The following is a 23,269-nucleotide window of genomic DNA, read 5'->3' as shown; positions in this document are numbered from 1 at the left end:
GCTGGTCCAGCGAGGCCGGCAGCGCCGGCCACAAGGGCACCTTCGACGGCACCATCTCGGATGTCACCATCGCCTCGACGACGCCGCTGGCGGTGGACACCGGCAGTGGCCCGACCATCGCGCCGGTCGCCGAAGAGCCGGTTGCCGAGCCCGACACGAGTACCGACAGTGGCACCGGCACCGGCACCGGCACCGACAGCGGCAGCGGCGGCAGCCGCGCCCCGGCCGAGATCGCGAGCGAGCAGGTGGTGTTCAGCCGCGCCGGCGCGCTGGAGGTCAGCACCGCGATCGACGTGGTCGAACTGGCGCCGACCGCGGAGCTGGCGCTGGAGGCGGGCATCATCGCGCTCAGCTTCAATGCCGACACGGTCAGCGGCTGGACCGGCCTCCTGTCCAAGGATGCCGCCGGCTACAGCGGCGACGGCAATCACTTCACCATCTTCATCGCCAATGGCAGCCTCGGCATCCGCTTCCAGGATGGCAGCAGCGACGTGATCCTGGAGGCCGATATCACCGCCCATACCAGCTATGACCTGCAGGTCGAGTTCGGCGACGGCGAGGTCGCGGCCTGGCTGAACGGCACGCTGATCGGCACCGCCGCCTCGGAGATGAGCTGGCAGGGCAATGCCGAATACCTGCAGATCGGCGCCATCGGCTGGTCCAGCGAGACCGGCAGCGCCGGCCACAAGGGCACCTTCGACGGCACCATCTCGGATGTCACCATCGCCGCCACCGCGCCGGTGACGGCGGCGGTGCAGCAGGCCGAGGCGCCGGCGAACCTGACCCTGACCGGCAGCGAGGCCGCCGATGCGCTGGAGGGCAGCGACGGCGACGACACGCTGCTGGGCCGCAAGTCCAACGACCTGCTGGAGGGCGGCGCCGGCAATGACCGGCTCGACGGCGGCGGCGGCGACGACATCTTCGTCTTCGGCGACGGCCATGGCAATGACGTGATCACCGACTTCACCATCGGCGAGGACCTGATCTGGATCGACCGCACCGCCACCGCGGCGCTGGATTACGACGATCTCGGCATCTCCCAGGTCGGCAATGACACCGTCATCGACACCGGCGACGGCACCATCACCCTGCTCAACACCCGCATGGCCGACCTCTCCGTCGACGACTTCTTCTTCACCTGAACCAGAACCAGGCCAAACCAAACACCAGGGCCGCCCCAAACGGGCGGCCCTGGCGCTTTAGGCAAATGCAACATCTGCCGTCGCATGCAATTCTTGGGCCATTTCCCGGGGAGATCCCGGCCACGCTCGGCCGCGGATTGTCGGGGCCGGGCTGATTGACGACGACCAGGCGCGCGGTTCTCGGCGATGGCGGTGTCAGGCCGCGGGCGGTTCGGGGTATCGGCCGCCCGGCCGGACGCCGTCGCGGCCGTCGCGCTGCAAACGCTGCTCAGACATCCGCCAGCAATACCGCCTGGCCGGTTTCGGCCGAGCGGGCAATCGCTTCGAGGATCTGGATATTGTGCACCATCTGCTCAGTGGTGAAAGGATACTCCGCCTCTCCACGGGCGGCGCGGGCGAAGGCTTCGATATTCGCGGTGACCGAGTCGTCCCAGTCAAAATCGGTCTGGCGGGTCGGCTGGCCGCTCTCGGCGGTCAGCATCCGAACCTTGCCGCCGGGCGTGTCGGGGTGGGTGTCGTTGAGGATCTCGACCCAGCGCCTGGTGCCGAACACATGCAGGCGGATAAAATGGGGCGTGTGCAGCACGGCGCTGAATGTGGCGGTCATCCCGGTTTCGAACTGCATCTGCACGCTGACCACATCCCCGGTTTCCCAGCCCAGCGAGCGGTCGGCGGTGAAGGCGTGCAGGGCGCGAACCGGACCAAAGAAGGACAGCATCAGATCGCTGAGATGAATCCCCATCGCGGTCATCCCCGCGGCCGGGCAGACATCTTTGCGGGTGCGCCAGTCATCGGCCGGGACGTGGATCAGCTTATCGTGGCTGAAGGCGGCCTCGGCATGCATCAGCGTACCCAGTTCACCCGCGTCCAGCGCTTCGCGCAGGGCGCGCATCGCGGGTTCATAGCGGCGCTCGTGCCCGATGCCCAGCTGCACGCCGGCCTCGGTGCAGGCCTGGACCGAGCGGCGGGCGCTGTCGGCGGTCAGGCCCAGGGGCTTTTCGCAAAACACGTGCTTGCCCGCGGCAGCGACCTGCGCGATCTGCGCCTCGTGCAGGGTGTTGGGGGTGGTCAGAATGACTGCATCGACCTCGTCCAGCGCCAGCGGTTCCGCCAGGTCGGTCCAGATCGCGAGGCCCATTTCCGAAATGTCGGCATGGTTGCCGGTGGCAGGCTCCACGATTCCGGCAACCCTCAGCCAGTCGTGGCCGGCCAGTCGACGGGCGATATGACGGCCCCACCATCCGAAACCGGCGATTGCGACGGTGAAGTTTCGATCGGCTTCGGTCATGAGGCTCTCCAGGAATTGAGGGAAAGGGGCGCCTGTCCGCTCTCCTCCGGTGCGGGCGCGCGTTAAGGTTAGCGGTGCCGAAACAACCGGAACAAATGAAATAACCTGATGGCTTCCATTGATTAATCCGATACTGCAGGGCCTTCGGCGCTATCAGGAAAATTGATAGTTATCACGATAAAACACATTTTCCCTTTAAGGCCTTTCATCGCCATTCTCACTCCACGCGGGGTCGCAGACCGAGCCCTGCTCTGATGCTCGCTGGCGGGTTCCATACCTGAGCCAGAGGGGCACCGGGCCAAGTGGAGGAGCCACGTTGATGTCTGTCAAGGAAACACCCGGCGGGGAAGTCGATGCGAGCGGGGCAAGCCCGTATTCGCCGCGCGCGCCTTTGGCGCCGGGTGCATTGCCCGCCAGCGCAGGTCCATTCGCATCTGCTCCGATCATGTGCGGAGCGGCTGGGAATGTCGGAATCGCCTGACGCGCCGCGCGATGCCGGTCCCCCCGTTGCGATCCAGAGCGAGACCCCGCGGCGATGCTGATTCAGATGCTCGACATCCTCTTGCCCACCCTGGCGATCACCGCCATCGGCTGGGTGATGAAGCGGTTCGGGGTCGATATCGAGGCCCGCACGGTCAGCACCCTGGTCATCATGGTTGCCACTCCGGCGCTGATCTTCAGCACTTTGACCGGGCTGCAGGTGCCGGTGGAAACGATCGGCATGATGGCGGGTGCGGCGCTGTTCTGCCTCGGCCTGGCCGGTGGGTTGGGCATTCTCGCGCTCAAGCTGATAGGCGGGCCGCTGCGCAGCTTTCTGCCACCGCTGATGCTGCCCAATTCGGGCAATTTGGGGCTGCCGCTGGTGGTTTTGGCCTTTGGCGAGGAGGGCTCGCGCCTGGGAGTGGCGTATTTCTTCGTCGTCGCCCTGGTGCAGCATTCGCTGGGCCTGTCGATCTATGCGGGGTCGCTGCGGATTGGGGCACTGCTGCGCCAGCCGCTGATCTACTCGGTGCTGGCAGTGCTGCTGGTCACCTGGTTCGCCATTCCGGTGCCGCAGGTGGTGCTGACCACGACCAGCCTGCTGGGCGGCATGATGATTCCCGCAATGCTGCTGCTGCTGGGAAGTTCGCTGGCCTCGTTGCAGATCACCGACCTGCGCCCGGCGCTGCTGGTCGCGTCCGGGCGGCTGGTGATCGGGTTGATCTCGGCCATCGTGGTCATCGCGGTGCTGGATCTGAACGGGGCGGCGGCCGGCACGGTGTTCCTGCTGGCCACGATGCCAACGGCGATCGTCAGCTATGTCTTCGCCGAGCGCTTCGGCCGCAACCCTGGGCAGGTCGCCGGTTCGGTCGTGGTGTCCACGCTGCTGACCTTTGCCTGCCTGCCGGTGCTGATCTGGGCGGCTTTGGCGATTTCGGATGGGGCTGGCTTGCATTGGTAAACCAATCTGAGCCCGCTCGGACCAAATCATGCAAAAACGCCGCCGAAAAAGACAAATAATTATGCGATAACCCTGAGCTGGGGTAAGAATGAGATGGGAGGAATCTGGAAAATGGTAGACCAATAAGATCCGGAGGCCTGCTTAGGGGAAGATATTCCGCATAGTTGCGGTGGGCGGTTCAAGCGCCCGATCATCATGGGAGGACAACATGACGAAGGACAAAAAGACAGCGGCAGGCCGCCGCGCATTCCTGGCAGGGGGTGCGGCAATGGCGGGCATGGGCGCGTTGAGTATCACCATCCCGGCGCCGGCGTGGGCGCAGACCTGGCCGCGGCGCCCGATCTCCCTGGTGGTGATGTATGCCGCGGGGGGCGGCACCGATGCCATCATGCGCAAGCTGGCCGAAGAGATGTCGCGCGCCAAGGGCTGGACGATCAATGTGATCAACAAACCGGGTGCGGTCGGCGGCGTGGCGACGCAATTCGTCGCCGCCGCGCGCCCCGATGGCTATACCCTGCTGGGCGCGGCCAATTACAACCGGTTCGTCCGGGTGCTGGGGCATGCGGAATTCGTGCCGTGGCGGGACTGGCTGCCGATGAAGGCGGCCAATGCCCCGGCCAGCTGGTCGGTGCGCAAGGATTCTCCGTTCCAGTCGATGCAGGACGTGATCGACGCCGCGCGCGCCAATCCCGGTTCGGTCACCATCTCGACCTCGGGCACTGGCGGCGTCTGGCACGAAGTGTCGCTGATCCTGGCCAATATTGCCGGGATCGAGCTGAAATATGTGCCTTACAAAGGGGGGCAGCCGGCCACCCTGGCCGGGCTTCAGGGCGAGGTGGATATCGCCGGCGGTGGCCTGCACGAACATATAGATCTGATCCGGACGGGCGAGCTGCGCAACCTGTGCCACGCCCGTGCCTCGGATGTCACCCTGCCGGACGGAACCGTGCTGCCGTCGATCGGGGGCATCATCCCCGAAGCTCAGAAGCTGCTGCCGGTGGGTGCGACCTACAACTTCATGGTTCAGCGCAACCTGCCGCCTGAAATTCTCCAGGAACTGGCCGATGCCTTCCGCGCCGCCGCTTCCTCGGAGGGGTTCCGCGAGATGATGGAACGGCAGTTCTTCGAGTTGGACGTGCTGGTCGGTGAAGCTGCTGACCGTCAGGGCGCGCTGATGGAGACGGTCACCGTCGATATCTTCAACAAGAACAAGGAAGCCATCGGAGCCGAGGTCAAAACCGCGGCCGAGTTGGGCCTGCCGGCGCCAGAAGATTTCGAAAGCTGGTGGCCGCCCGCGGATTACACGCCGCCGCCGATTTCCTGATCTGTTCGCAACCATGTTCCGGGCCTCGCAACTGGCCTGGCCCGGCACATGCCGCACCTCCAGCAAGGAGCTGTTTTTATGTCGCAGTCTCAGCCGCAGACCGTTTCGTTCGAGGGCGAGGACGCCAATGCAGGATATGCAGCGCCGCTTCTCGATCTCATCGCGGCGGGCGTGCTTTTGGCGCTCTCCGGCCTGGTCATGGTGGCGTCTCTGCTGCTTCCGGTGCCGGGTGCGGTGCTGACCGCACCGGGCCTGCTGCCGTTCCTCGCGGCCGCCTCGCTGGCGGTGATGGCGGGACTTCTGGGCCTGTCGGCACTGCGGCGTCACCGTGCCGGGGAAACCGGCGAAAGTGACTTCGGAAACCGTGCCGAGGACCGTCGCACGCTGGCACTGGCGTTGACCATCGCCACCTATCTTCTGGCGCTGCAACTGCTGGCCTTCCAGTTGTACTTCGACATTGGCAGCGTGCCGCTGACGCTGTCCGCCTTCGAGCCGGTGACCATCATCGCATTGACGGCGCTTATTCATACCAGCTGGCGCGGGCCGCTCTGGATCACCTCGCTGGTTTCGGTCGGCTGGACACTGGCGCTGTCACTCGCCTTCCAGGTTCTGTTCCACATTCCCCTGCCGGGAGGCTTCTAATCGATGTTGGACGCATTTTTTCAGCTCATGTCGCCGGTGCTGCTGGCGATGACCCTCGCGGGGGTCTGTCTGGGCATCATCTGGGGCGCGCTTCCGGGCTTGTCGACCACGATGGCGATGGGGCTTCTCATCGGGTTGTCGGCGGGCATGTCACAGCAGGTGTCGATCTGCTTCATGCTGGGGGTTTATACCGGGTCGGTTTTCGGCGGGGCGATTTCTGCCATCCTGATCAACATCCCCGGCACGCCCGACGCGGTGCCGACGATGATCGAGGGCCACACCCTGGCTCAGCGGGGCGAAGGCGGGCAGGCGCTTGGCATGTCGATCGCCGCCTCGTTTGTCGGCGGCACCGTGGGCATCGTGCTGCTGATCCTGTTCATTCCGCTGATCCTGAGTTTCGCGCTGAATTTCCGTTCGTGGGAGATGTTCTGGCTTGCCGTGATCGGGATCATGGTTTCCGGGTCGATGGCGGCGGGGGCAATGCCGCTCAAGGGCTGGATCGCAGGCTGGTTGGGTATTCTCATCGCGCTGGTCGGGCTGGACGAGATCCACGCGGTGCCGCGTTTCACCTTCGGCAGCCCGATGCTGTATGACGGGATTTCCTATGTTGCCGTGCTGATCGGCCTGTTCGGTCTGGCCGAGATCCTGCGGACTCTGCCCTCGGACAGCGCGCCGACCATCCCGGGCGAGGTTGGCCGCATCTTTCCGCCGCTGCGGCGGCTGGCGCGCTATTCCCCTGCGGCGCTGCGTTCCGGCGTGATGGGCGCGGTGATCGGTGCGATCCCGGGAGCGGGTGCCAATGTCGCCTCGTTCCTGGCCTATGACATCGGTCGCCGCCGCGCCTCGCGCGAGGAGGCGGCGCAATGGGGCAAGGGCAGTTACCAGGCGCTGGTCTGCGCCGAGACCTCGAACAACGCCAATATCGGCGGATCGATGTTGCCGACCCTGGCGCTCGGTATCCCCGGCAACGCCGCGGCGGCCGCCCTGCTGGCTGCGCTGACATTAAAGAACGTCACCGTGGGCCCCACGATCGAGGTCGACCATCCGGGGCTGATCTACTTCATCTACGGCGCGCTGATCATCGCCAACGTGCTGATGTACCTGGCCGCCTTTGCCCTGATCAAACCCTGCATCAAGCTGTTCAGCCTGCCGCGTGGCATCCTGATGCCGCTGATCATCCCGGTCTGCGTGGTCGGCGCCTATTCGGTAAAGCTGTCGATGTTCGACGTCTGGGTGATGTTCGCGGCGGGCATCGCCGGCTGGGGGCTGACGCGGTTCCACTTCCCCGTGGCACCGATTGTTCTGGGCGTCATCCTCGCCCCGCTCGCGGATGAAAACCTGCGCCGCGCCCTGCTTGTGTTCGAAGACAAGAGCGTCGGCTTCATCCTCTCGCAGTGGATTGGAACCGTGCTGATGGCAGGGGTCCTGTTCGTGGTGATCGAAGGCATCCTGCGCGGCCTGCGCGCATCAAGACAACAGACTGCAGCCGCTTGAACAGCCTGCGGCAAAAAGGAAAGACAACATGACATCGAAACGTAAGGAAATCGGACTTGCCGTCGTTGGATGCGGCACCATCGGCAGAATCCGCGCCGAACTGGCGCGCGCCTTTCCCGGGGTGGGCTGGATCGGGCTGTGCGATGTGAAGTCGGATATCGGGCGAAAGCTGGCCGATGACATCTCGGCCGATTTCTTCACCAATGACTACCGGGAGCTGTTGAACCGCCCCGAGGTGACCGCCACGATCATCGCAACGGACGAAAACTTTCATTTCGACCCGACGATGCTGGCCATCGAGAAGGGCCATGACCTGTTCATCGAGAAGCCGCTGGCGACCGACGCGCGGCAATCCGCGCAGATCCTGGCCGCGATCGAGGCGGCGGAGATCGACGCGGTGGTTGGTTATACCCAGCGGTTCCGCCGCCGGTTTCTGGCGATCAAGGAAAAGCTGATCACCGGGCAGATCGGCGATGTGCATTCCGTCGTGACCCGCGCCTTCATGAACCGCATGGTGCCGATCGCCACCACGCGCCGCACCCAGGAGCGCGCGACGCTGACACCGATGGTGGTGTCGGGAACGCACAGCCTGGACATGTCGATGTGGCTGATGGAGGGCAAGACCCCCGCGTCGGTCTTCGCCCAGTCCTGCGACAAGGTGCTGAGCAAGCACGGCACCAAGGATTCGACCTTTGGCGTGTTCACGATGACCGATGGCACCATCTGGTCGATGAACATCAGCTGGGCGCTGCCCGAAGTCTGGCCCGGTGCCGTCTATGGCATCGAGATCGGAATCGTCGGCGACAAGGGTGTGATCGACATCGAGGACACCCATCGCGACGTGGTGCTGGCCAGCGAGGTGCCGCAGGGTGGCGGCTATGTGCCGGACGGTTTTGTAGCACCGCCCCGGCACGTGGATTTCCTGACCAGCTATCCGCCGGGTGATCTGCATATCGGCCAGCTGTGGGGGCCGATGCGAGAAGAGACCAATGCCTGGTTCCAGCGCGTCTATGCCGGCCAGCGCACCCCCCACGCCACCGCGGCTGACGGGCATCGCAATCTGCTGATGACGATGGCGATGGACCTGTCGGCCAAACGCGGTGCGCCGGTGGCGCTGCCGGCCGATCCCGAGGAACTGATGCGGGAACTTGCCGGATGAAGGCCGCGTTTCGCATCCGGTTTGGCGGCTACCAGGGGCCGGAATCGGTGCATACCCGCGGTATGGAGGCCTTTGCCGCCGCGCTGGACGATCTGACCGGCGGCGAGGTCCAGGTGGAGCTGCAGCGCAATGTGACCGAACAGGGTCACAAGGCCGCCGATCTGCTGGACCTGACCGAACGGGGCAAGCTGGATGCCTGCTATTTTTCCTCCAGCTACCTCGCCGGGCGGGTGCCGTCGCTGTCGCTGTTCGATCAGCATTTCGCGGTGCCCGACCGCGCCGGCGCCTTTGCGCTGCTCGACGGGGCGCTTGGCGCGCGCTTGGGGGCAGATGTCGCCGAACGTACGGGGTTCAGCGTTCTGGGCGTCTGGGACAACGGGCTACGGCACATCTCGACCGCAGCGCGGCCGGTGCGGCGGCCGGTGGATTGCGCAGGGCTGAGCCTGCGCACGCTTGCCAATGAGGATCACCAGCGTTTGTTCCGCGCCCTCGGGTTTGTGCCGCGGGTGATCGACGTCAAAGATTTGGCCGGCGCCGTGGCGCGGGGCGAGATCGACGCCCAGGAGAACCCGCTTACCAACATCTTCCGCTTTGGCCTGCATGAAACCCACCGTTGTGTTACCATGACCGGGCATCTTCTGGGCATCGCGCTGGTGTTGTTCAACCGTGCGGCGCTGTCCGGCTGGCCGGCCGAGATACGGCAGGCCGTCGCCCAGGCCGTTCGCGAGTCTGAGCGCGTTCAACGCGCGCTGGCGCTGGAAGAGGATGAAGTCTGCACAAGCGAATTGCAGCGGGCAGGGGTCGTCTTGGTGCCGCTGAGCGATGCAGAGCGGGACAAGTTTCGCGACGCGCTCGCACCTGAGCTGTCCCGCAGCCGCGCGCGGCTTGCCCCCGATCTGCTGGACCTGTTCGACACCGCGCGTGGCGCGCAACCGGAGCCCCTGTCATGAGCGATCTGACCAATTCCGACCGCGGCCCGGCCGCAACCTCGCCCGGACATATCTTCAGGAGACCTGACATGAGCCGGAAATTTCTTACTCCGACACCGGAAACCCTGACCACCCTGTCACTGCTGGTCGCCTCCACGCTGTCGCTGATCTTCATGTCCTCGCTCGTCGCGGCGCCAAAGGTTCTGTTCGGTCGCACGCTGTCGGCGATCACGCCCAGCCTGTTTCCCAGCATCGTTCTTTTTCTGCTTGCGGTGATCTGCGCCCTGGCGCTGGTGGTGATCCGCATTGGCGCGGCCGAGCCGGCCGGCAAAGGGTTGACCCGCGGCGAATGGCTGCGCGCCGCAACCTTGTTCGGAATCATGATTTTCTATGCAGTCACGATGGCGCCATTTGGTTTCCTGATCTCGACCGCGATCACAACCACGCTGATCTCGCTGCAGATGGGCGCGCGGTCGCCCGTGCAGATCGGGCTGGTGGCGCTGGTGGCGCCGGTGCTGCTCTATCTTGGCGCGACGCAACTGCTGGTGGTCTCGCTGCCCGAACTGGACGTGATCGAGATGGCCTATGCCCGCCTGCTTCCTTTCTGACGCCGCAATTCCAGCTGTGACCGGGAGGTCCGAATGATCGAACAATTTACCCAAGGCCTCGCCCTTGCGATGCGCTTCGACACAATTGCGTTGATGAGCATCGGCTTGTTTGCCGGGATGCTGGTAGGTGCTTTGCCTGGATTTACCACGCTGATGGCAATGGCGATCCTGCTTCCGGTGTCCTTCTTCCTCGACCCGATTGTCGGCATTCCCTTCCTTCTGGGTATCTACAAGGGCGGTATATTTGGCGGGAGCGTTCCGGCGATCCTGATCTCGATGCCCGGCACGGGGGCCTCGGTTGCGACATCGCGTGACGGCTATAAGCTGACCCAGAAAGGACAGTCGCGAAAGGCGCTGGACATGGCTCTGACCGCGTCGGTCTTTGGCGACACGGCCAGCGACATCTTCACGATCCTGATGATCTTCCCGATTGCCTATCTGGTCATGCAATTCGGCCCGCCCGAGCTGTTTGCCGTGCTGCTGATGAGCCTGATCATCATCGCCGCTACCTCGGGGGCAAACCCGCTCAAAAGCCTCATGATGATGATGCTTGGCCTGTGGCTGTCCTTTATCGGCACCGATCCGCTGGGCGGGGTCGAACGGTTCACCTTTGGCCTGTTTGACCTGAAATCCGGCATTCCGCTGCTGCCGATGCTGATCGGTGTCTTTGCGCTGCCCGAGGTTACCTCGGTGGTGCTGCGCAACGAAAAGGGCCGCAAGCTGGCCGCGCTGATGGGCGAGCGGCTGACCCTGTCCGAACTGCGCCGCTGCTTTAGAACCATCGGCCGGTCCACGATGATCGGCACCGCGGTGGGCATCGTGCCGGGGTTGGGCCAGATCGTGGCCGCCATGCTGGGGTATTCCGCTGCCAAGAACGCCTCGAAACATCCCGAGACGTTCGGCGAGGGCGAGTTGGAAGGCGTTGCCGCCGCCGAGGCCGCGAACAACGCGGTGAACGGTCCGACGATGGTGCCGCTGCTGACGCTGGGCATACCCGGCGACAACGTGACGGCGATCTTGCTGGGGGCCTTCGTGGCGCAGGGCCTGCGCCCCGGCCCGCAGCTGTTCGAAGAGCAGGGAGCCACCGTTTTTGCCATCTTGGTGGCCATGGTGATCGCGAACCTGCTGTTCCTGATCATCGGCTATCTGTCGATCCCGTTCTTTTCCCGGTTGGTGACCATCAAGACCTCGGTTCTGATCCCGCTGGTAATCATGTTCTCGTTCGCGGGCACCTATGTCTATCGCTCGGACCCGGTCGACCTGCTGATCCTGGTGGCATTCGGCCTGTTCGGGATCGTCGCCAAGGCCGCGAAATTCGATGTCATGCCGATGGTGATGGGCTTCATCCTGGGGCCGTCGATGGAATACGCCTTCGGTCAGACCGCGGCGATGTCGAACGGCAACACGCTGGGTTTCTTCCTAACGGAAAGGACCGGGGCGCTGGCCGTGCTGCTGGTGACACCGGTGCTGGGGTACCTGCTGTGGAAGCGGCTGTACCACAAGGCGCCCGTGGCAGCCTGAACTGATACTGGGCGGCGCGGTTGGTCCGCGCCGCCGTATAACCAAGGGAGAGAGAAAGAAACCATGCTAAAATCATTGACCAAAGCCGCGCTTTTCGCGCTCGCCACGGCCGGTGTCGTTCTGACCGGGCCATCCGCCGCGCAGGCGGAATATCCCGAGAAGCCGGTCACGATGGTGATCCCACTGGGCGCGGGCGGGTCGCATGACCTGAACGCGCGCATCATCACCTCGATCGTGCCGAGCTATCTGGGGCAGGCGATGATCGTTCGGCTGACACCCGGCGCCGGAGGACAGAAGGGCACGCAGGAAGTGGCGCGGTCGCCGGCTGACGGCTATACGCTGCTTTTCACGCACAACTACATCGACATGCTTCAGCAATATGTCGAAAGCGTGCCTTACGAGCCGATGAAGGATTTCGTTCCGATTGCGCGCGTGAACTATGCGCCGGTGTCGATCATCGTGCGCGCCGACAGCCCCTATCAGACCTTTGAAGAGCTGGTGGCGGCGGCCAAGGCCGAGCCTGGTCAGCTGCAGTTGGGCCATTCCGGCAACTGGGGTGCTTTCTTCGTCCCGGCGGCCCAGATCATGAAGAAACTGGATTTCGTCGTGAACCTGGTGCCCTACCAGGGAGGCGGACCCGCTTTGCAATCGCTGCTTTCGGGCGATTCCGACGTGACGCTGGCCTTCCCCTCGGCCATCGGTGAATTGCTGGAGGCGGGCAAGATCCGCGTTCTGGCCACGGCCGGGGATACCCCGCTCTACGAGGGTGTGCCTACCTTCTCGGAAGTGGGCATCACCGGCGATATCGGCTTCATGCACCGCTTTGTCCTGGCCCCTGCCGGCACTCCGCAAGAGGTGGTGGACAAGCTGACCGTAGCCTTCGAGGAAATGAGCAAGGACGAAACCTTCGCCAAGTTGATGAGCCGCCTCGGCGAGAGCGTCGACCATATGACCGGGGCAGAATATCAGAAACTGCGCGAGCAGCAGGCCGAGGATTACCAGGAACTGGTTAAAAACCTGACCTCCCAGTAATGACTGGCCGCCGCAGCCTTACCGGCGACGGTGACGGCAGAGGCGCCGGGCGGTTCGCCCGGCGCCTTTCGCATGACGCCCGCTTACAGCGGCGCGACGCCCAGTTCGGTTGCCAATGTGGCCAATCTTTCTTGCAGCGCGCCCGGCAAGGGGATGCCGTCTGCCGTGCGCTTTGCCATGACCCGGTGCAGCCGTTCCCCCGGCAGCCGGATCTCGTCGACACCCGTCATCCGCTCGGAGGATTTCATTTGCCGCCAGACATCGTCGATATCGGCGCGAAAACGGGCGGGATCCGTAAAGGCTGCGATATCCAGCACCAAGATTGCTTGGCCGGTATTGGTGACCGTCTCGGCATCGGCATTGAAATCCACCACGTCGCGTCCAAAGGCTGCGCCGTTCAGAACGCCGGCGAGGATGCCGAAGATCAGCGACAGCCCGTACCCCTTGGCGCCACCGATCGGCAGCAGAAAGCCTTCGGCGGCGCGGGCCGGGTCGGTCAGCGGTTTGCCGTCACGGTCGATCATCCAACCCTCGGGCATGGGCTCGCCCCGCTGCGCGGCGGTCTTGACCTTGCCATAGGCGGCGACCGTGGTCGCCATGTCGAGAACGATGGGCGGAAACTGAAGCGCGGGAACGGCCACGGCGATCGGGTTGGTGCTGAGCAGCAAGTCGGTCCCGCCCCAAGGCGGCATGTGGTTGGCGCTGCCAACGGCAAGATACAGGCCGATCATGTTCTCCTGCGCCGGGAGCATCGCATAAAGCGAGGCCGGTCCGGCATGGTTGGATTGGCGCGCGCCCACCCAGGCAACGCCGGTTTTACGCGCCTTTTCCATGGCCAATTCCGTTGCGTGCTGCATCACGAGATGGCCCATGCCGTTGTCGCCATCAACCAGCGCGCTGGCGGGCCGATCCTGCAGCAGGGCAAAACTGGGCGTCAGGTTCATGCCGCCCGCCAGGATGCGTCTCACATACATCGGCAGGCGGAACACCCCGTGACCGTCCTGCCCCATCAGATCGGCCCGCGTCATCAAGGTGGCCACTTTCGCCGCATCGCCCTCGGGCATGCCGCAGGCCGTGAGGCAGCGGGACACGAAGGCCGACAGGTCGGTCGCAGGAATGAGATTGGGCATGGGATGCTCCCGTGTTCGAGGTGAAAACGACGCCGGAGGCGTCAGGTGAAGGGAAAGGACAAAGATGACGAACGGAACCATCGTGAGATACGAGGCGATTGCGCCCTTCGCGCGCGGGGATGGCGTTGAAACCCGGTTGATGGTGGGCCGCGCCACCGACCCGGAGGCGCCGTTTACCACCGGCACCACGGTGTTTCCCGCCGGCAGTGCGGCGCCGCTGCATACCCATAATTGTGCAGAGCAGGTCACGATCCTGGCTGGGCAGGCCGAGGCGCGCATCGGCGACCAGGTGATGCAGCTTGGCCCGATGGACACCACCTATGTGCCGGCCGAGGTGCCGCATTATTTTCGCAATACCGGCGCCGGCACCTTGACGATCCTTTGGATCTACGGCGCCCGCGAGGTGACGCGCACTTTCGTCGAAACCGGCGAAACGGTCGCCCACATGTCGCCGCGCGATCAGGTCTGACACGGCGGCGCGCGACGGTGGGTTGTGGGGGTCAAATAGGTTTACCATTGTGGGGGAATCCCATTGCGTGGCTGCATAATTCCTCGACTTTTGACAAAATATCAAAGTAAAATGGAGGAAAACCCATTCGGAAATAGTCAAGTGCCGGAGTTTTGGTAAACCAATGAGTGATAAGATCCTGGTCCGCCTTCGCAACTGGATCGGCGGCGCCGGCCTGTCCGAAGGGGCGCGGCTGCCGCCCGAGCGCGAATTGTGCGCGACGCTGGGAGTCACGCGGGCCGAGCTGCGAAAGGCGTTGCTGGTCCTCGAGGCCGAGGGCACGTTGCAACGCCATGTCGGGCGGGGCACCTTCCTGGCCCGTCCCGCACGCTCGTCCCGGTCGGGAAGTATCGATCAGACCATTGCCATGCTGGCCGAGACCACCGGCCCGATCGAAGCTATGCAGGCGCGCCTGGCCGTCGAGCCCGAAATCGCCCGCCTGGCGGCGATGCACGCTACGCCGCGCCATCTGCGCGAATTGCGCCGGCTTGGGCAGGATATGCGCGCCGCCACGACCTGGTCGGCCTATGAGGCGCTGGATGGGGTGTTTCACGAAATCATCGCCGTGGCCTCGGGTAATGCGCTGCTTCAGTCGTTGCACCGCATTCTGAACGGCGTGCGGCTGGTGGTGGTGTGGCGTCGGCTGAATACCTCGGCGCCGGGCCCGGAGCCGAACTATCATTCCTTCGCCGAGCATGATGCGATCCTGAACGCGATCGAAAAACGCGACGGCGCGGTGGCGGAGGCGGCCATGCGGGCGCATTTGAAATCCACGCTGGCCCTGATGGGGGCCGCGGGCTGAGCCCGCCGCTTCAACAGTTCGTATGGCCGGCATCAGAAAAGCTTGTTGGCGGTGGTGCGGCTTGGAACGTAGTTTCTATTTCAATGACTTGACGTGAGGGGAGGCGCCTTGTGAGACAGGTGGAAGTCGCGGTGATCGGCACCGGCTGGTGCGGCGGTATGCGGGCTGAATCGCTCGCAAAATCGGCGTTGGTGGACAAGTTGCATATCTGCGAAATCCGGCCCGAGCGGCTGGACGAGATGAAGGCCTTGACCAATCCTGCAAGCGCCACGATGGATTACCAGGACATCGTCAGCAACCCGGCAATCGAGGTGGTCTATATCTCGACCACGCCGGAACCGACGCATTACCCGATCGCGCGCGATTGCCTGAAGGCTGGCAAACATGTCCTGCTGGAAAAACCGATCGCGATGGAGCTGGCCGAAGCCGATGACCTGATCAACATCGCCCGCGAGAAAGGGGTGAAGTTCACCATCGGCTATTCCCAGCGCTTCAACCCCAAGATTGCCTGGGCCAAGAAGGCCATCGCCGAAGGCAAGCTGGGCAAGATCGTCAATGTCATGGTCAGTCGTCACCTGTCGCGCAGCCTCGGGTCGCGGATCGCCAATCGGGTCAAGTTGTCACCGGCGGCGATGGAATCCACCCATGATCTCGATTTCGTTTACTGGCTGCTGGATGCCAAGCCGGTGAAGGTCTACTCGCAGGGCGCCTATGGCTTCATGAAGGAGCTGAACGGCTCCTACGACTGCATGTGGAACACGGTCAACATGGACAACGGCGCGCTGGTGGTGATCGGCGGCGGTTGGAACCTGCCGCCGAGCTATCCCAACTATTGCGCCACCTGGATCGAGATCACCGGCACCGACGGCGCGCTGATCCTTGACGATACCTCGCGCGACAATTGGCTGAACACCGTCGAAGGGCACACCCAGTTTCCGATGTCGACGATGCCGGGCGAACATGTCGACCATATGTATGCCGGGCAGATGGGCCCGGAAACGCTGCATTTCCTTGAATCCGTGTTGTTGGACCGTGATCCGCTGGTTTCGGCCGATCACGCGCGGATGGTGATGGAAAGCTATCTGGCGGCGGATATTTCGGCCGCCATCGGCGAGCCGGTGGACCTGCCGCTGTCGAATTACGCCATGGCCACGCTGGCGGATATCAAGGCGGCGCAATGACAACCAGCGCCGTCGTCGGTCTGGGCCAGATGGGGCGGGGGATCGCCCGCTGTCTGGATCGGGCCGGTTTGCTGCATGCGGCAATGGATGCAAATCCGGATCAGCGGGCCGCGGCCGGCTTGTCGCAGGCGGTTGGCTCGGACATCGCGGCGGCTGATATCGTGCTGTTCGTCGTGCCGGGCACCGCGCAGATCGCCGAAATATTGGAGCAAACGCCCTGCCGCGCCGGGCAGGTGATTGTCGATCTGACCACATCGCACCCGGAAGAGAGCGCGGCCCTGGCCGCACGCCTGGCCGGATCCGGCGTGGCCTATGTTGACGCCGCCATGACCGGCGGCGCAGCGGGGGCGGATGCCGGGAACCTCACGCTGATGATGGGGGGTGAGGCCGAGACCATCGGGCGTATTGCTCCGGTGCTGGACCGGATTTCGCACAAGCGGTTCCACATGGGGCCGGTCGGTTCGGGGCACGCAACCAAGCTGGTGCATAACCTGATCCTGCACAGTGCGTTCATGGCCACCTGTGAGGGGCTGACGCTGGCCGGCAAAGCAGGGCTGGAGGTCGATCGCGTGGTCGAGGTGCTGAATGCCGGTAATGCCCGCAGCTTCGTGACCGAGGTGCGGTTTCCGCGCGACATCCTGGGCGGTACGATGAACGCCCGGTCGCGGATTGCCAATCTGGAAAAGGATCTGGGCCTGGCCCGTCGGTTTGCTGCGGCGATGGAAGGGCCGGCGGCCTATACCGGGCTGACCCATGATCTGCTGGCCGCGGCGCTTGCCCAGGGCGCGGCCGAAACCGACTTTTCCCACCTGTTCCCGATGTTCGACGAACTGGCGCGACAGGTGCGTGATGGCTGATCCGGTGCCGACGGTCGGCCTGTTCGGGCTTGGCCTGATTGGCAGCGCCGTGGCGCGGCGCCTATGCGCGGCGGGTTTTCCGGTGGTCGGCCATGATCCGGACGCGTCGCGCTGTGCAGAACTTGCCGGCCTCGGCGGCAGGGCCGGTGCTCCGCGCGACGTCTGGCAATCAGATGTCGTGTTTTCCTGCGTCTTCGATACCGGCCAGCTGGCCGAATTGATCCGAACCGCGCCGGATTGCAGGGCGGTGCTGGTCTCTGTGTCGACCTGCGACCCGGATCAGATGCCGGGCTTGGCCGGGCAGGCGGCGGCCAAGGGCATCACGCTGATCGAAGCGCCGGTCTCGGGCACCAGCCGCGCGCTGGCCGAAGGGACTGCGCTGCTGATCCTGGCGGGCGATCCCGGCGCGGCAGATCGGATTGCGCCGGTGCTGGACGCGGTGGCGATGGCGCGGCGGCATGTGGGCCCGATCGGCAACGGCAATCGCGCCAAGCTGGCGATCAACCTGGTGCTTGGCCTGAACCGGGCGGCGCTGGCCGAAGGTCTGGTGTTTGCCGAAAAACTCGGGCTTGATGCCGAGCGCTTTCTTGACCTTGCGCGGGCGTCCGCGGCGCAGTCCGCGGTGATGGACAGCAAGGGGGCCAAGATGGCGCGGCGCGAGTTCAGTCCTCAGGGGCGGATCGCGCAATCGGCCAAGGATTTCACGCTGATCCTCGATGGCGCGGCGGCGGCGGGGCAGGGGTTGCCCTTTGCCCGAACCTATTTGCAAATGATGCAGGCGGCGCTGGCGGCGGGCGAGGGCGATCTCGACAATGCCGCGGTATTGCTGCCGATCTCGCGCAGCCGCCCAGAATGAAAAAGCGCCCCGGCCAGTGGGCCGGGGCGTCGGGGTCAATGACCGTCGCGCGGTGCCAGTCGCACGCTGTCGGGAACGGGAAGCGGACGGTTCGGGCCGTCAATGAATTCGACCGTGGTGAAGATCAGTTCGCTTTCGCCGATATTCTCGACCGCATGCAGCATCTGGTCGCCTTCGCCATAGTCGAAATGCTTGGTCTCGCCCTGGTAGTGTTCGACATCCTTGATTTCGCCAGACGAGAAATATCCGCGCGCCTTGCCCGGCACCAGTGCGGTCCAGAAATAGCGGTTTACATGGCGGTGAAAGCGGCAGCGCTTGCCCGGTGCGATGCGCAGGTGCCAGATCCGCATGGTCGGCGTTTCCGACACCAGAACCGAGCCGACGCAGCCGTTGTCGGCATCGCGCAGCATCTCTTCGTGCAGCCCTTCGGGCCAGTGGGCGAAGGCGGCCGGATCGGGGTTGGTTTCGACGTGGTCGGGGCCGTGGGTGAGGGTGCTCATCTGTATCTCCTCTCAACTAACGGGATCAGCGGTGACGTTCAGCGCGTCGAGGTCGGCGCGGAAGGCGGCTTTCATCTCGGCAGACAGCGGCACCAGCGGTGGTGCCATGCGCAGCCAGCCATCATCGCCGGTGCGCCAGGCGGCGGCGGTTTTCATTGCGGCCATCAGGGGATATTTCGACGCCACCCCGCGGGCCGCGCTGACCGCCTGCATTGCGGCGTCGCGCGCCGGCCCGGCAGGTGCGCGGCAGGCCTTCTGCGCCAATGCGCCGAACAGGTTGGTCGAGCCTGAAATGATGCCCGCGGTCCCGATGTCCAGACCATCCCACAGGAACGCCTCCGACGAGGGATAGACGTCGAAACCAGCGGCCACGCCGCCGGTTGCCTCGACAAAGGCCCGACTTTGGGCAAAGTCGCCGCTGCTGTCTTTCAGCCCGGCGATCACCGGGCCGAACGCCTCGCGCAGCCGGGTGACCAGCGCGGTGGATAGCGGGACGGCCGACATCTGCGGGAAATGGTAAAGGTAGATACGCAGGTCGTCGCGGCCGACCTTGTCCACCAGATTGGCGTAATAGGCGAAGACACCGTCATCCGTGGGCGATTTGTAATAATAGGGCGGCAGCACCAGCACGTTGACAAAACCGGCCTCGCAGGCGGCGCGGGTCAACGCAACGCAATCCTGTGCCGAGGGCGCGCCCGTGCCAAAGATCACTTGATCGGGGGCGAAGCCGGCCTCGGCAAAGGCTGCGGGCAGTGCCAGCCGGTCGGTCATCGCGACCGAGGTGCCTTCGCCGGTGGTGCCGGTGGGCGCGACGCCGTCGCAGCCGCCCTCGGTCAGCAGGTGACGGCAATAGGTCACCAGTTTGGCCTGGTCGACGCTGCCGTCTTCCTGAAATGGGGTGATCGCAGCGGCGTAAATGCCCTGTCTTGCCTTGCTCATTGTCTCGTCTCCGGATGTCATCTGGCCTTGGCGCCGCCGGCGAGGCCCGGCCGCGTCGAAACTACCACCTTGATGGCGTCGTCCACCCGGTCGCGGGCATAGCGCAGCGCCTCGGGCAGGTCTTCCAACGGGAAGGTATGCGTGTGGATCTGGCTGGCGTCGAACCGCCCGGCCTGCATGAAGGCCATGGCGCGATGCGTCGCGGATTTCCCTTCGCCGCGGATGCCGTAGAGATAGATATTGTTCACGGCAAGGGCGCCGAGGTCAAAGCTGACCGCCGATTTCGGGAACGCGGCCAGGCAGATTCGTCCGCCGCGATTGGTCATGTGCACCGACTGGTTGACCGTCGTCTCGGTGCCGGCGCAGTCGACCACATAATCGGCGCCGTTTCCGGTCAGTTCCTTGACGCGGGCAACCACATCTTCGTTGCGCGCGTCGATCACGTGATCCGCGCCCAGCTTGCGGCCGATGGCGTTGCGGCTCTCCCGCGTGCCGACCAGGATCACCGGTGCCGCGCCAAGCGCCTTGGCCACGGCGACCGCCAGCAGGCCGATGGCGCCGGGGCCGATCACCACGACGCTCTCGCCGGCAACCAGCCCGCCCAGCTCGGTCAGGCCATACATCGAGGTTCCGGCAGTCACGACCAGGGTTGCCTCCTCATCCGACATGGTGTCCGGCACAGGGATCAGCGTGTTGATGTTGTTCACCGCGTATTCGGCAAAGCCACCATCCGTGGTAAAGCCATTGGCACGGTGCCCCTTGTTCTGGTCGCCGTAATTCTTTCCGTAGTTGTGGCACGAGGTGTACATGCCCATCCGGCAGCGCTTGCACTGGCCGCAGCCGGCATGGATCTCGACCGTCACCCGGTCGCCCACGGCGAATTCGTCGACGCCGGGGCCAAGCGCGGCAACCGTGCCCATGTATTCATGGCCGGGCGTAAAGTTTTTGTGGAACGGTGGGCCGCCCTCGATCAGCGCAGGCGTGCCGTATTTCAGGATCTCCAGGTCGGTCGCGCAAATCGCCACCGCGTCGACACGCACCAGCACCTCGGCTTTGCCGGGGCGCGGCAGCGGTTTTTCCTGCAGGCTCAATTCCTCCGGGCCGCCCAGAACCCAGGCGCGCATTGTCTCGGGCAGGGGGGCGGACGGGTCGATCTTGGCGGCGTGTCCGGGATCGGGGGTGTTGGTTGCATCATCAGGCATCTGCGGCTTCCTAGATTTGGTCAACCAATTTTGGTTGTCTTCGGTAAGTTCAGATGTGGTGGAATCGACCTTTCGGGCAAGTATTTTATCGCGATATGCGCGAAAAATCACGAATAATATGGCGAGGAAAGCGGTTTCCTCCCTCAAATTGGTTTACCAATTGGTTGAATTGCCTGTCGCGAAAGCGCTTTCACGACCTGCGTGATCGCCCATGCGCAGGCCGCGCGCGGCTTCTGGCCGGCGCAATAAAGGCTTGGTCACTTCTCAGGCGATTGGGCCCGGGAACGCCCGGCCGCGGTCGAGTTGCCAATGATGTCAGGTGATGAGACCCGGCTGGTCAGCTGACAGCCATCGGGGTGATTTCAAGCGCCGAGTTGAGCTCTTCCTGCAGGATGTCGGCAAAGGCCTGCGCGGCCATGTTCAGGGGGCGCTTGCGGGTCTGGATGCGCATGTAGTTCACGTTCAGCGCCGGTTCGACCAGCGGCACCACCTGGCGTCGCGTCCCGTCCAGATCGGGCAGGCACAGGATGCTTGGCAGGATCGACACCCAGTCCGACCGCGCCACCAGGTCGAGCGTGCCATGCATGGTGTCGAGTTCCAGCACATCCTGCACTTCGATCCCGTTCAAATCCAGATAGGCCTGGACTCTTTGGCGGCGCGCATTCGCCGCCCCGGGCAACACCAGTTTCAGCGCCCCGAGTTCCGCCAGGATCACGCCCCCGTTGCGGATCGGTAATGGCCGGCCCACCGCGCAGACGAAACATTCGCGATCTGTGCCCATCGGCGTGGAAAGCAGCGTTTCGCTCAGGTCGAACGAGGTCGGCACCACGGCGAAATCCAGCCGGCCTTCTGACACGTCCTGTGCCAACGCGCCGGAATAGGCCTCGGAGATCGACAGGCGCACCTCTGGATACTCTTTGGAAAATCGCAGCAGGACCGAGGACAGCACCGCGCGGGTGAAGGTAGGCATCAGGCCGACATGCACGTGACCGACAACCGCTTTTGACAGCACTTGCAGCCGGTCTTCGGCATGGCGGGCCGCGGCTATGACCTTCACCGCCTCCTTGTAAAAGGACCGGCCTGCTTCGGTTGGTGCCACGCCAGAGGAGCTGCGTTCGAACAATTGCACACCATACCGTTTCTCGATCTGGCTGACATGCATCGAAAGACCGGACTGGGTGGCGTTTACCTGTTCCGCCGCGGCCGAGAACGAGCCCTGCTCATAGACCGCCGTGAAGTAGCGCAGCTGCTGGAGCTTCATGAAACGCCTATCCGTTTTTTTTATAGCAAATGGAGATTACTATTTGTCGCTCTGAAGGGTCAACGGGCCAAAACCGGGCCGATCGGGGCGCACACCGGGTTGCAATGTTATTCCGTTGCGATTTTTGGGACTCTCAGCTGGTCAACTTCTGGTTCGGTCCTGCGAATTGCACCGTCGTGCCAGCCCTGTCTTGGGACCGTTTCCTATCTGAAAACCAGATGGCGCGCATCAGAAAGTTTCAGTTTTTCAAATGGCCTGCCTGCGCCACAGTGACGTTCAAAGCCACGGAGGGCCCTTATGAAACTGTCGTTCTTCACGATGCCGATTCACCCGCTGGGAAAGCCATATTCCCAAAGCCTGGCGGAAGACCGTGAGGCGTTTATCCTGGCCGATCAGCTGGGCTATGCCGAAGCCTATTGCGGTGAACACACCACCGATCAGGCCGAGATCATCACGTCCTGCGTGGCCTTCCTGGCCAGCCTGGCCTACGAGACAAAGCAGATCCGCCTTGGCACCGGCACAGTGAACATGCCGAACTCGCATCCGGCGCGGATCGCCGCCGAGGTGGCGATGCTCGACCACATGCTCGAGGGCCGGCTCAATTTCGGCATCTCGCCCGGCGGGCTGATGTCGGATGCCGAGGTCTTCGGTTCGATCGACAAGGACCGCAACGCCATGTTCGTCGAAAGCATCAACATGGTGCTCGACATCTGGAAGGGGCAGGCTCCGTATGACCTCAAGGGCAAGTTCTGGGAGATTTCCACCGCCCGCACGATGATGCCCGAGATCGGTCAGGGCGATATCATGAAGCCCTATCAGGACCCGCATCCTCCGATCGTCGGCACCGCCGTCGCGCCGTTTTCCAAGGGCGTCAGCGCCATGGCCGAGCGCGGCTGGCAGCCGATATCGGGCAACTTCCTGCTGCCGAAATGGGCCGCCACCCACTGGCCGAAATACGTCGAGGGCTGCGAGAAGGCCGGGATCACCCCGGATTACGCCGACTGGCGCGTGGCAAAGAACATTTGCGTCGCCGACGATCAGGAAACCGCGCGGGCCTATGCGCGCGATCCGGGCAGCCCCTATGTGCTGTACTATTCCCAATTGCTGACCAAGATGCGCGCAGGCGGGCGGTTGAACCTGTTCAAAGAGGATCAGAACATGCCGGACGACGCGGTCACGTTGGATTACGTCCTGGACCGGCTGGTGATCCATGGCGATCCGCAATCGGTGACCGATCAGATCCTTGCCCTGCGCGAAGAAACCGGACCGTTCAAACATCTGGTCTATGCCGGCCATGACTGGACCGATTACGACCTCGGCCGCCGCAGCATGATATTGATGGGCGAGAAGGTGCTGCCCTTGCTGCAAGAGGCCACCAAGGCGGAACCCATCACCGTCGCTGCGTAACCGCTGCACCAGCGCGGCGCCCTGCGCCCGCTTGGGCCAACCGGGA

Annotated in this window: 22 protein-coding genes; 16 read left to right on the top strand and 6 right to left on the bottom strand. The window is 64.0% G+C overall.

Going from position 1 to position 23,269, the window contains the following annotated elements:
- Positions 1–1,142 (top strand): calcium-binding protein (locus CVM52_RS27445; RefSeq protein WP_370741448.1); only part of this gene is annotated, 1,142 nt, incomplete at its 5' end.
- A 268-nt stretch (positions 1,143–1,410) separates the two neighbouring features.
- On the opposite strand, the gene CVM52_RS08975 is transcribed toward CVM52_RS27445, so the two are convergent.
- On the bottom strand, positions 1,411–2,430 hold the full coding sequence (locus tag CVM52_RS08975; RefSeq protein WP_100162175.1) for a Gfo/Idh/MocA family protein: 1,020 nt from the start codon (positions 2,428–2,430) through the stop codon (positions 1,411–1,413).
- 535 nt (positions 2,431–2,965) lie between these two features.
- Here CVM52_RS08975 and CVM52_RS08970 point away from each other — a divergent pair.
- The 9 genes from CVM52_RS08970 to CVM52_RS08930 all read left to right on the top strand — a co-directional run bounded on the left by CVM52_RS08970 (position 2,966) and on the right by CVM52_RS08930 (position 12,580).
- Positions 2,966–3,871: an AEC family transporter gene (locus CVM52_RS08970; protein WP_100162174.1), complete on the top strand. Its 906-nt coding sequence runs from the start codon at positions 2,966–2,968 to the stop codon at positions 3,869–3,871.
- A 208-nt stretch (positions 3,872–4,079) separates the two neighbouring features.
- The gene (locus CVM52_RS08965; protein ID WP_100162173.1) at positions 4,080–5,195 is read left to right on the top strand and encodes a tripartite tricarboxylate transporter substrate binding protein; all 1,116 of its coding nucleotides are present in this window, start codon (positions 4,080–4,082) and stop codon (positions 5,193–5,195) included.
- A 78-nt stretch (positions 5,196–5,273) separates the two neighbouring features.
- Positions 5,274–5,837 carry a tripartite tricarboxylate transporter TctB family protein gene (locus CVM52_RS08960; protein ID WP_172720960.1) on the top strand — a complete coding sequence of 188 codons (564 nt, stop codon included), beginning with the start codon at positions 5,274–5,276 and terminating at the stop codon, positions 5,835–5,837.
- 3 nt (positions 5,838–5,840) lie between these two features.
- Positions 5,841–7,331 carry a tripartite tricarboxylate transporter permease gene (locus tag CVM52_RS08955; protein WP_100162171.1) on the top strand — a complete coding sequence of 497 codons (1,491 nt, stop codon included), beginning with the start codon at positions 5,841–5,843 and terminating at the stop codon, positions 7,329–7,331.
- A 28-nt stretch (positions 7,332–7,359) separates the two neighbouring features.
- Entirely contained in the window at positions 7,360–8,490 is a 1,131-nt protein-coding gene (locus tag CVM52_RS08950; protein WP_100162170.1) for a Gfo/Idh/MocA family protein, read from the top strand.
- Complete coding sequence (locus CVM52_RS08945; protein WP_100162169.1) at positions 8,487–9,440, top strand: TRAP transporter substrate-binding protein; 954 nt, start codon at positions 8,487–8,489, stop codon at positions 9,438–9,440. Before CVM52_RS08950 ends, CVM52_RS08945 begins: the two co-directional genes overlap by 4 nt.
- A 68-nt stretch (positions 9,441–9,508) precedes the next feature.
- The gene (locus CVM52_RS08940) at positions 9,509–10,027 is read left to right on the top strand and encodes a tripartite tricarboxylate transporter TctB family protein (protein WP_172720959.1); all 519 of its coding nucleotides are present in this window, start codon (positions 9,509–9,511) and stop codon (positions 10,025–10,027) included.
- Between the two features lie 33 nt (positions 10,028–10,060).
- A complete protein-coding gene (locus CVM52_RS08935; RefSeq protein WP_100162167.1) occupies positions 10,061–11,548 on the top strand; it encodes a tripartite tricarboxylate transporter permease in 1,488 nt (495 codons plus the stop codon).
- A 63-nt stretch (positions 11,549–11,611) separates the two neighbouring features.
- Positions 11,612–12,580, top strand: coding sequence for a Bug family tripartite tricarboxylate transporter substrate binding protein (locus CVM52_RS08930; RefSeq protein WP_100162166.1), 969 nt, complete (start codon positions 11,612–11,614; stop codon positions 12,578–12,580).
- Positions 12,581–12,663: 83 nt separating this feature from the next.
- Here the strand turns inward: CVM52_RS08930 and CVM52_RS08925 are convergent, their stop codons facing one another.
- Positions 12,664–13,710, bottom strand: a complete 1,047-nt coding sequence (locus CVM52_RS08925; RefSeq protein ID WP_100162165.1) for an Ldh family oxidoreductase — start codon at positions 13,708–13,710, stop codon at positions 12,664–12,666.
- Between the two features lie 64 nt (positions 13,711–13,774).
- On the opposite strand from CVM52_RS08925, the gene CVM52_RS08920 reads away from it, so the two are divergent.
- The 5 genes from CVM52_RS08920 (at position 13,775) to CVM52_RS08900 (ending at position 17,914) form a co-directional block, all read left to right on the top strand.
- Positions 13,775–14,179, top strand: coding sequence for a cupin domain-containing protein (locus CVM52_RS08920; RefSeq protein WP_100162164.1), 405 nt, complete (start codon positions 13,775–13,777; stop codon positions 14,177–14,179).
- A gap of 163 nt (positions 14,180–14,342) precedes the next feature.
- Entirely contained in the window at positions 14,343–15,020 is a 678-nt protein-coding gene (locus tag CVM52_RS08915) for a FadR/GntR family transcriptional regulator (protein WP_100162163.1), read from the top strand.
- Between the two features lie 110 nt (positions 15,021–15,130).
- The gene (locus tag CVM52_RS08910) at positions 15,131–16,201 is read left to right on the top strand and encodes a Gfo/Idh/MocA family protein (RefSeq protein WP_100162162.1); all 1,071 of its coding nucleotides are present in this window, start codon (positions 15,131–15,133) and stop codon (positions 16,199–16,201) included.
- A complete protein-coding gene (locus CVM52_RS08905) occupies positions 16,198–17,058 on the top strand; it encodes an NAD(P)-dependent oxidoreductase (protein ID WP_100162161.1) in 861 nt (286 codons plus the stop codon). Before CVM52_RS08910 ends, CVM52_RS08905 begins: the two co-directional genes overlap by 4 nt.
- The gene (locus CVM52_RS08900) at positions 17,051–17,914 is read left to right on the top strand and encodes an NAD(P)-dependent oxidoreductase (RefSeq protein WP_172720958.1); all 864 of its coding nucleotides are present in this window, start codon (positions 17,051–17,053) and stop codon (positions 17,912–17,914) included. Before CVM52_RS08905 ends, CVM52_RS08900 begins: the two co-directional genes overlap by 8 nt.
- Positions 17,915–17,949: 35 nt before the next feature.
- Here CVM52_RS08900 and CVM52_RS08895 read toward each other — a convergent pair whose 3' ends face one another.
- From CVM52_RS08895 to CVM52_RS08880, 4 genes are all read right to left on the bottom strand, one after another.
- On the bottom strand, positions 17,950–18,414 hold the full coding sequence (locus CVM52_RS08895) for a cupin domain-containing protein (RefSeq protein ID WP_100162159.1): 465 nt from the start codon (positions 18,412–18,414) through the stop codon (positions 17,950–17,952).
- 12 nt (positions 18,415–18,426) lie between these two features.
- Entirely contained in the window at positions 18,427–19,353 is a 927-nt protein-coding gene (locus CVM52_RS08890) for a dihydrodipicolinate synthase family protein (RefSeq protein WP_172720957.1), read from the bottom strand.
- A 17-nt stretch (positions 19,354–19,370) separates the two neighbouring features.
- Positions 19,371–20,555 carry a zinc-dependent alcohol dehydrogenase gene (locus CVM52_RS08885; protein ID WP_100162157.1) on the bottom strand — a complete coding sequence of 395 codons (1,185 nt, stop codon included), beginning with the start codon at positions 20,553–20,555 and terminating at the stop codon, positions 19,371–19,373.
- 337 nt (positions 20,556–20,892) lie between these two features.
- Positions 20,893–21,816 (bottom strand): LysR family transcriptional regulator, encoded by a 924-nt coding sequence (locus CVM52_RS08880; protein WP_100162156.1) that lies wholly within the window; start codon positions 21,814–21,816, stop codon positions 20,893–20,895.
- A 297-nt stretch (positions 21,817–22,113) separates the two neighbouring features.
- On the opposite strand from CVM52_RS08880, the gene CVM52_RS08875 reads away from it, so the two are divergent.
- Positions 22,114–23,223, top strand: coding sequence for an LLM class flavin-dependent oxidoreductase (locus CVM52_RS08875; RefSeq protein WP_100162155.1), 1,110 nt, complete (start codon positions 22,114–22,116; stop codon positions 23,221–23,223).
- The last annotated feature ends 46 nt before the right edge of the window (positions 23,224–23,269 follow it).

This window comes from Pseudooceanicola lipolyticus, assembly GCF_002786325.1.
Classification (GTDB): Bacteria; Pseudomonadota; Alphaproteobacteria; order Rhodobacterales; family Rhodobacteraceae; genus Pseudooceanicola_C; species Pseudooceanicola_C lipolyticus.
The sequence above is the reverse complement of the archived record's forward strand: the minus strand, read 5'-3'. Positions and strand labels throughout refer to the sequence as shown.

What these genes read in the sequence shown, in the direction of transcription:
- CVM52_RS08975 (WP_100162175.1), bottom strand. Translation starts at nt 2,430, where the DNA reads ATGACCGAAGCCGATCGAAACTTCACCGTCGCAATCGCCGGTTTCGGA.
- CVM52_RS08970 (WP_100162174.1), top strand. Translation starts at nt 2,966, where the DNA reads ATGCTGATTCAGATGCTCGACATCCTCTTGCCCACCCTGGCGATCACC.
- CVM52_RS08965 (WP_100162173.1), top strand. Translation starts at nt 4,080, where the DNA reads ATGACGAAGGACAAAAAGACAGCGGCAGGCCGCCGCGCATTCCTGGCA.
- CVM52_RS08960 (WP_172720960.1), top strand. Translation starts at nt 5,274, where the DNA reads ATGTCGCAGTCTCAGCCGCAGACCGTTTCGTTCGAGGGCGAGGACGCC.
- CVM52_RS08955 (WP_100162171.1), top strand. Translation starts at nt 5,841, where the DNA reads ATGTTGGACGCATTTTTTCAGCTCATGTCGCCGGTGCTGCTGGCGATG.
- CVM52_RS08950 (WP_100162170.1), top strand. Translation starts at nt 7,360, where the DNA reads ATGACATCGAAACGTAAGGAAATCGGACTTGCCGTCGTTGGATGCGGC.
- CVM52_RS08945 (WP_100162169.1), top strand. Translation starts at nt 8,487, where the DNA reads ATGAAGGCCGCGTTTCGCATCCGGTTTGGCGGCTACCAGGGGCCGGAA.
- CVM52_RS08940 (WP_172720959.1), top strand. Translation starts at nt 9,509, where the DNA reads ATGAGCCGGAAATTTCTTACTCCGACACCGGAAACCCTGACCACCCTG.
- CVM52_RS08935 (WP_100162167.1), top strand. Translation starts at nt 10,061, where the DNA reads ATGATCGAACAATTTACCCAAGGCCTCGCCCTTGCGATGCGCTTCGAC.
- CVM52_RS08930 (WP_100162166.1), top strand. Translation starts at nt 11,612, where the DNA reads ATGCTAAAATCATTGACCAAAGCCGCGCTTTTCGCGCTCGCCACGGCC.
- CVM52_RS08925 (WP_100162165.1), bottom strand. Translation starts at nt 13,710, where the DNA reads ATGCCCAATCTCATTCCTGCGACCGACCTGTCGGCCTTCGTGTCCCGC.
- CVM52_RS08920 (WP_100162164.1), top strand. Translation starts at nt 13,775, where the DNA reads ATGACGAACGGAACCATCGTGAGATACGAGGCGATTGCGCCCTTCGCG.
- CVM52_RS08915 (WP_100162163.1), top strand. Translation starts at nt 14,343, where the DNA reads ATGAGTGATAAGATCCTGGTCCGCCTTCGCAACTGGATCGGCGGCGCC.
- CVM52_RS08905 (WP_100162161.1), top strand. Translation starts at nt 16,198, where the DNA reads ATGACAACCAGCGCCGTCGTCGGTCTGGGCCAGATGGGGCGGGGGATC.
- CVM52_RS08900 (WP_172720958.1), top strand. Translation starts at nt 17,051, where the DNA reads ATGGCTGATCCGGTGCCGACGGTCGGCCTGTTCGGGCTTGGCCTGATT.
- CVM52_RS08895 (WP_100162159.1), bottom strand. Translation starts at nt 18,414, where the DNA reads ATGAGCACCCTCACCCACGGCCCCGACCACGTCGAAACCAACCCCGAT.
- CVM52_RS08890 (WP_172720957.1), bottom strand. Translation starts at nt 19,353, where the DNA reads ATGAGCAAGGCAAGACAGGGCATTTACGCCGCTGCGATCACCCCATTT.
- CVM52_RS08885 (WP_100162157.1), bottom strand. Translation starts at nt 20,555, where the DNA reads ATGCCTGATGATGCAACCAACACCCCCGATCCCGGACACGCCGCCAAG.
- CVM52_RS08880 (WP_100162156.1), bottom strand. Translation starts at nt 21,816, where the DNA reads ATGAAGCTCCAGCAGCTGCGCTACTTCACGGCGGTCTATGAGCAGGGC.
- CVM52_RS08875 (WP_100162155.1), top strand. Translation starts at nt 22,114, where the DNA reads ATGAAACTGTCGTTCTTCACGATGCCGATTCACCCGCTGGGAAAGCCA.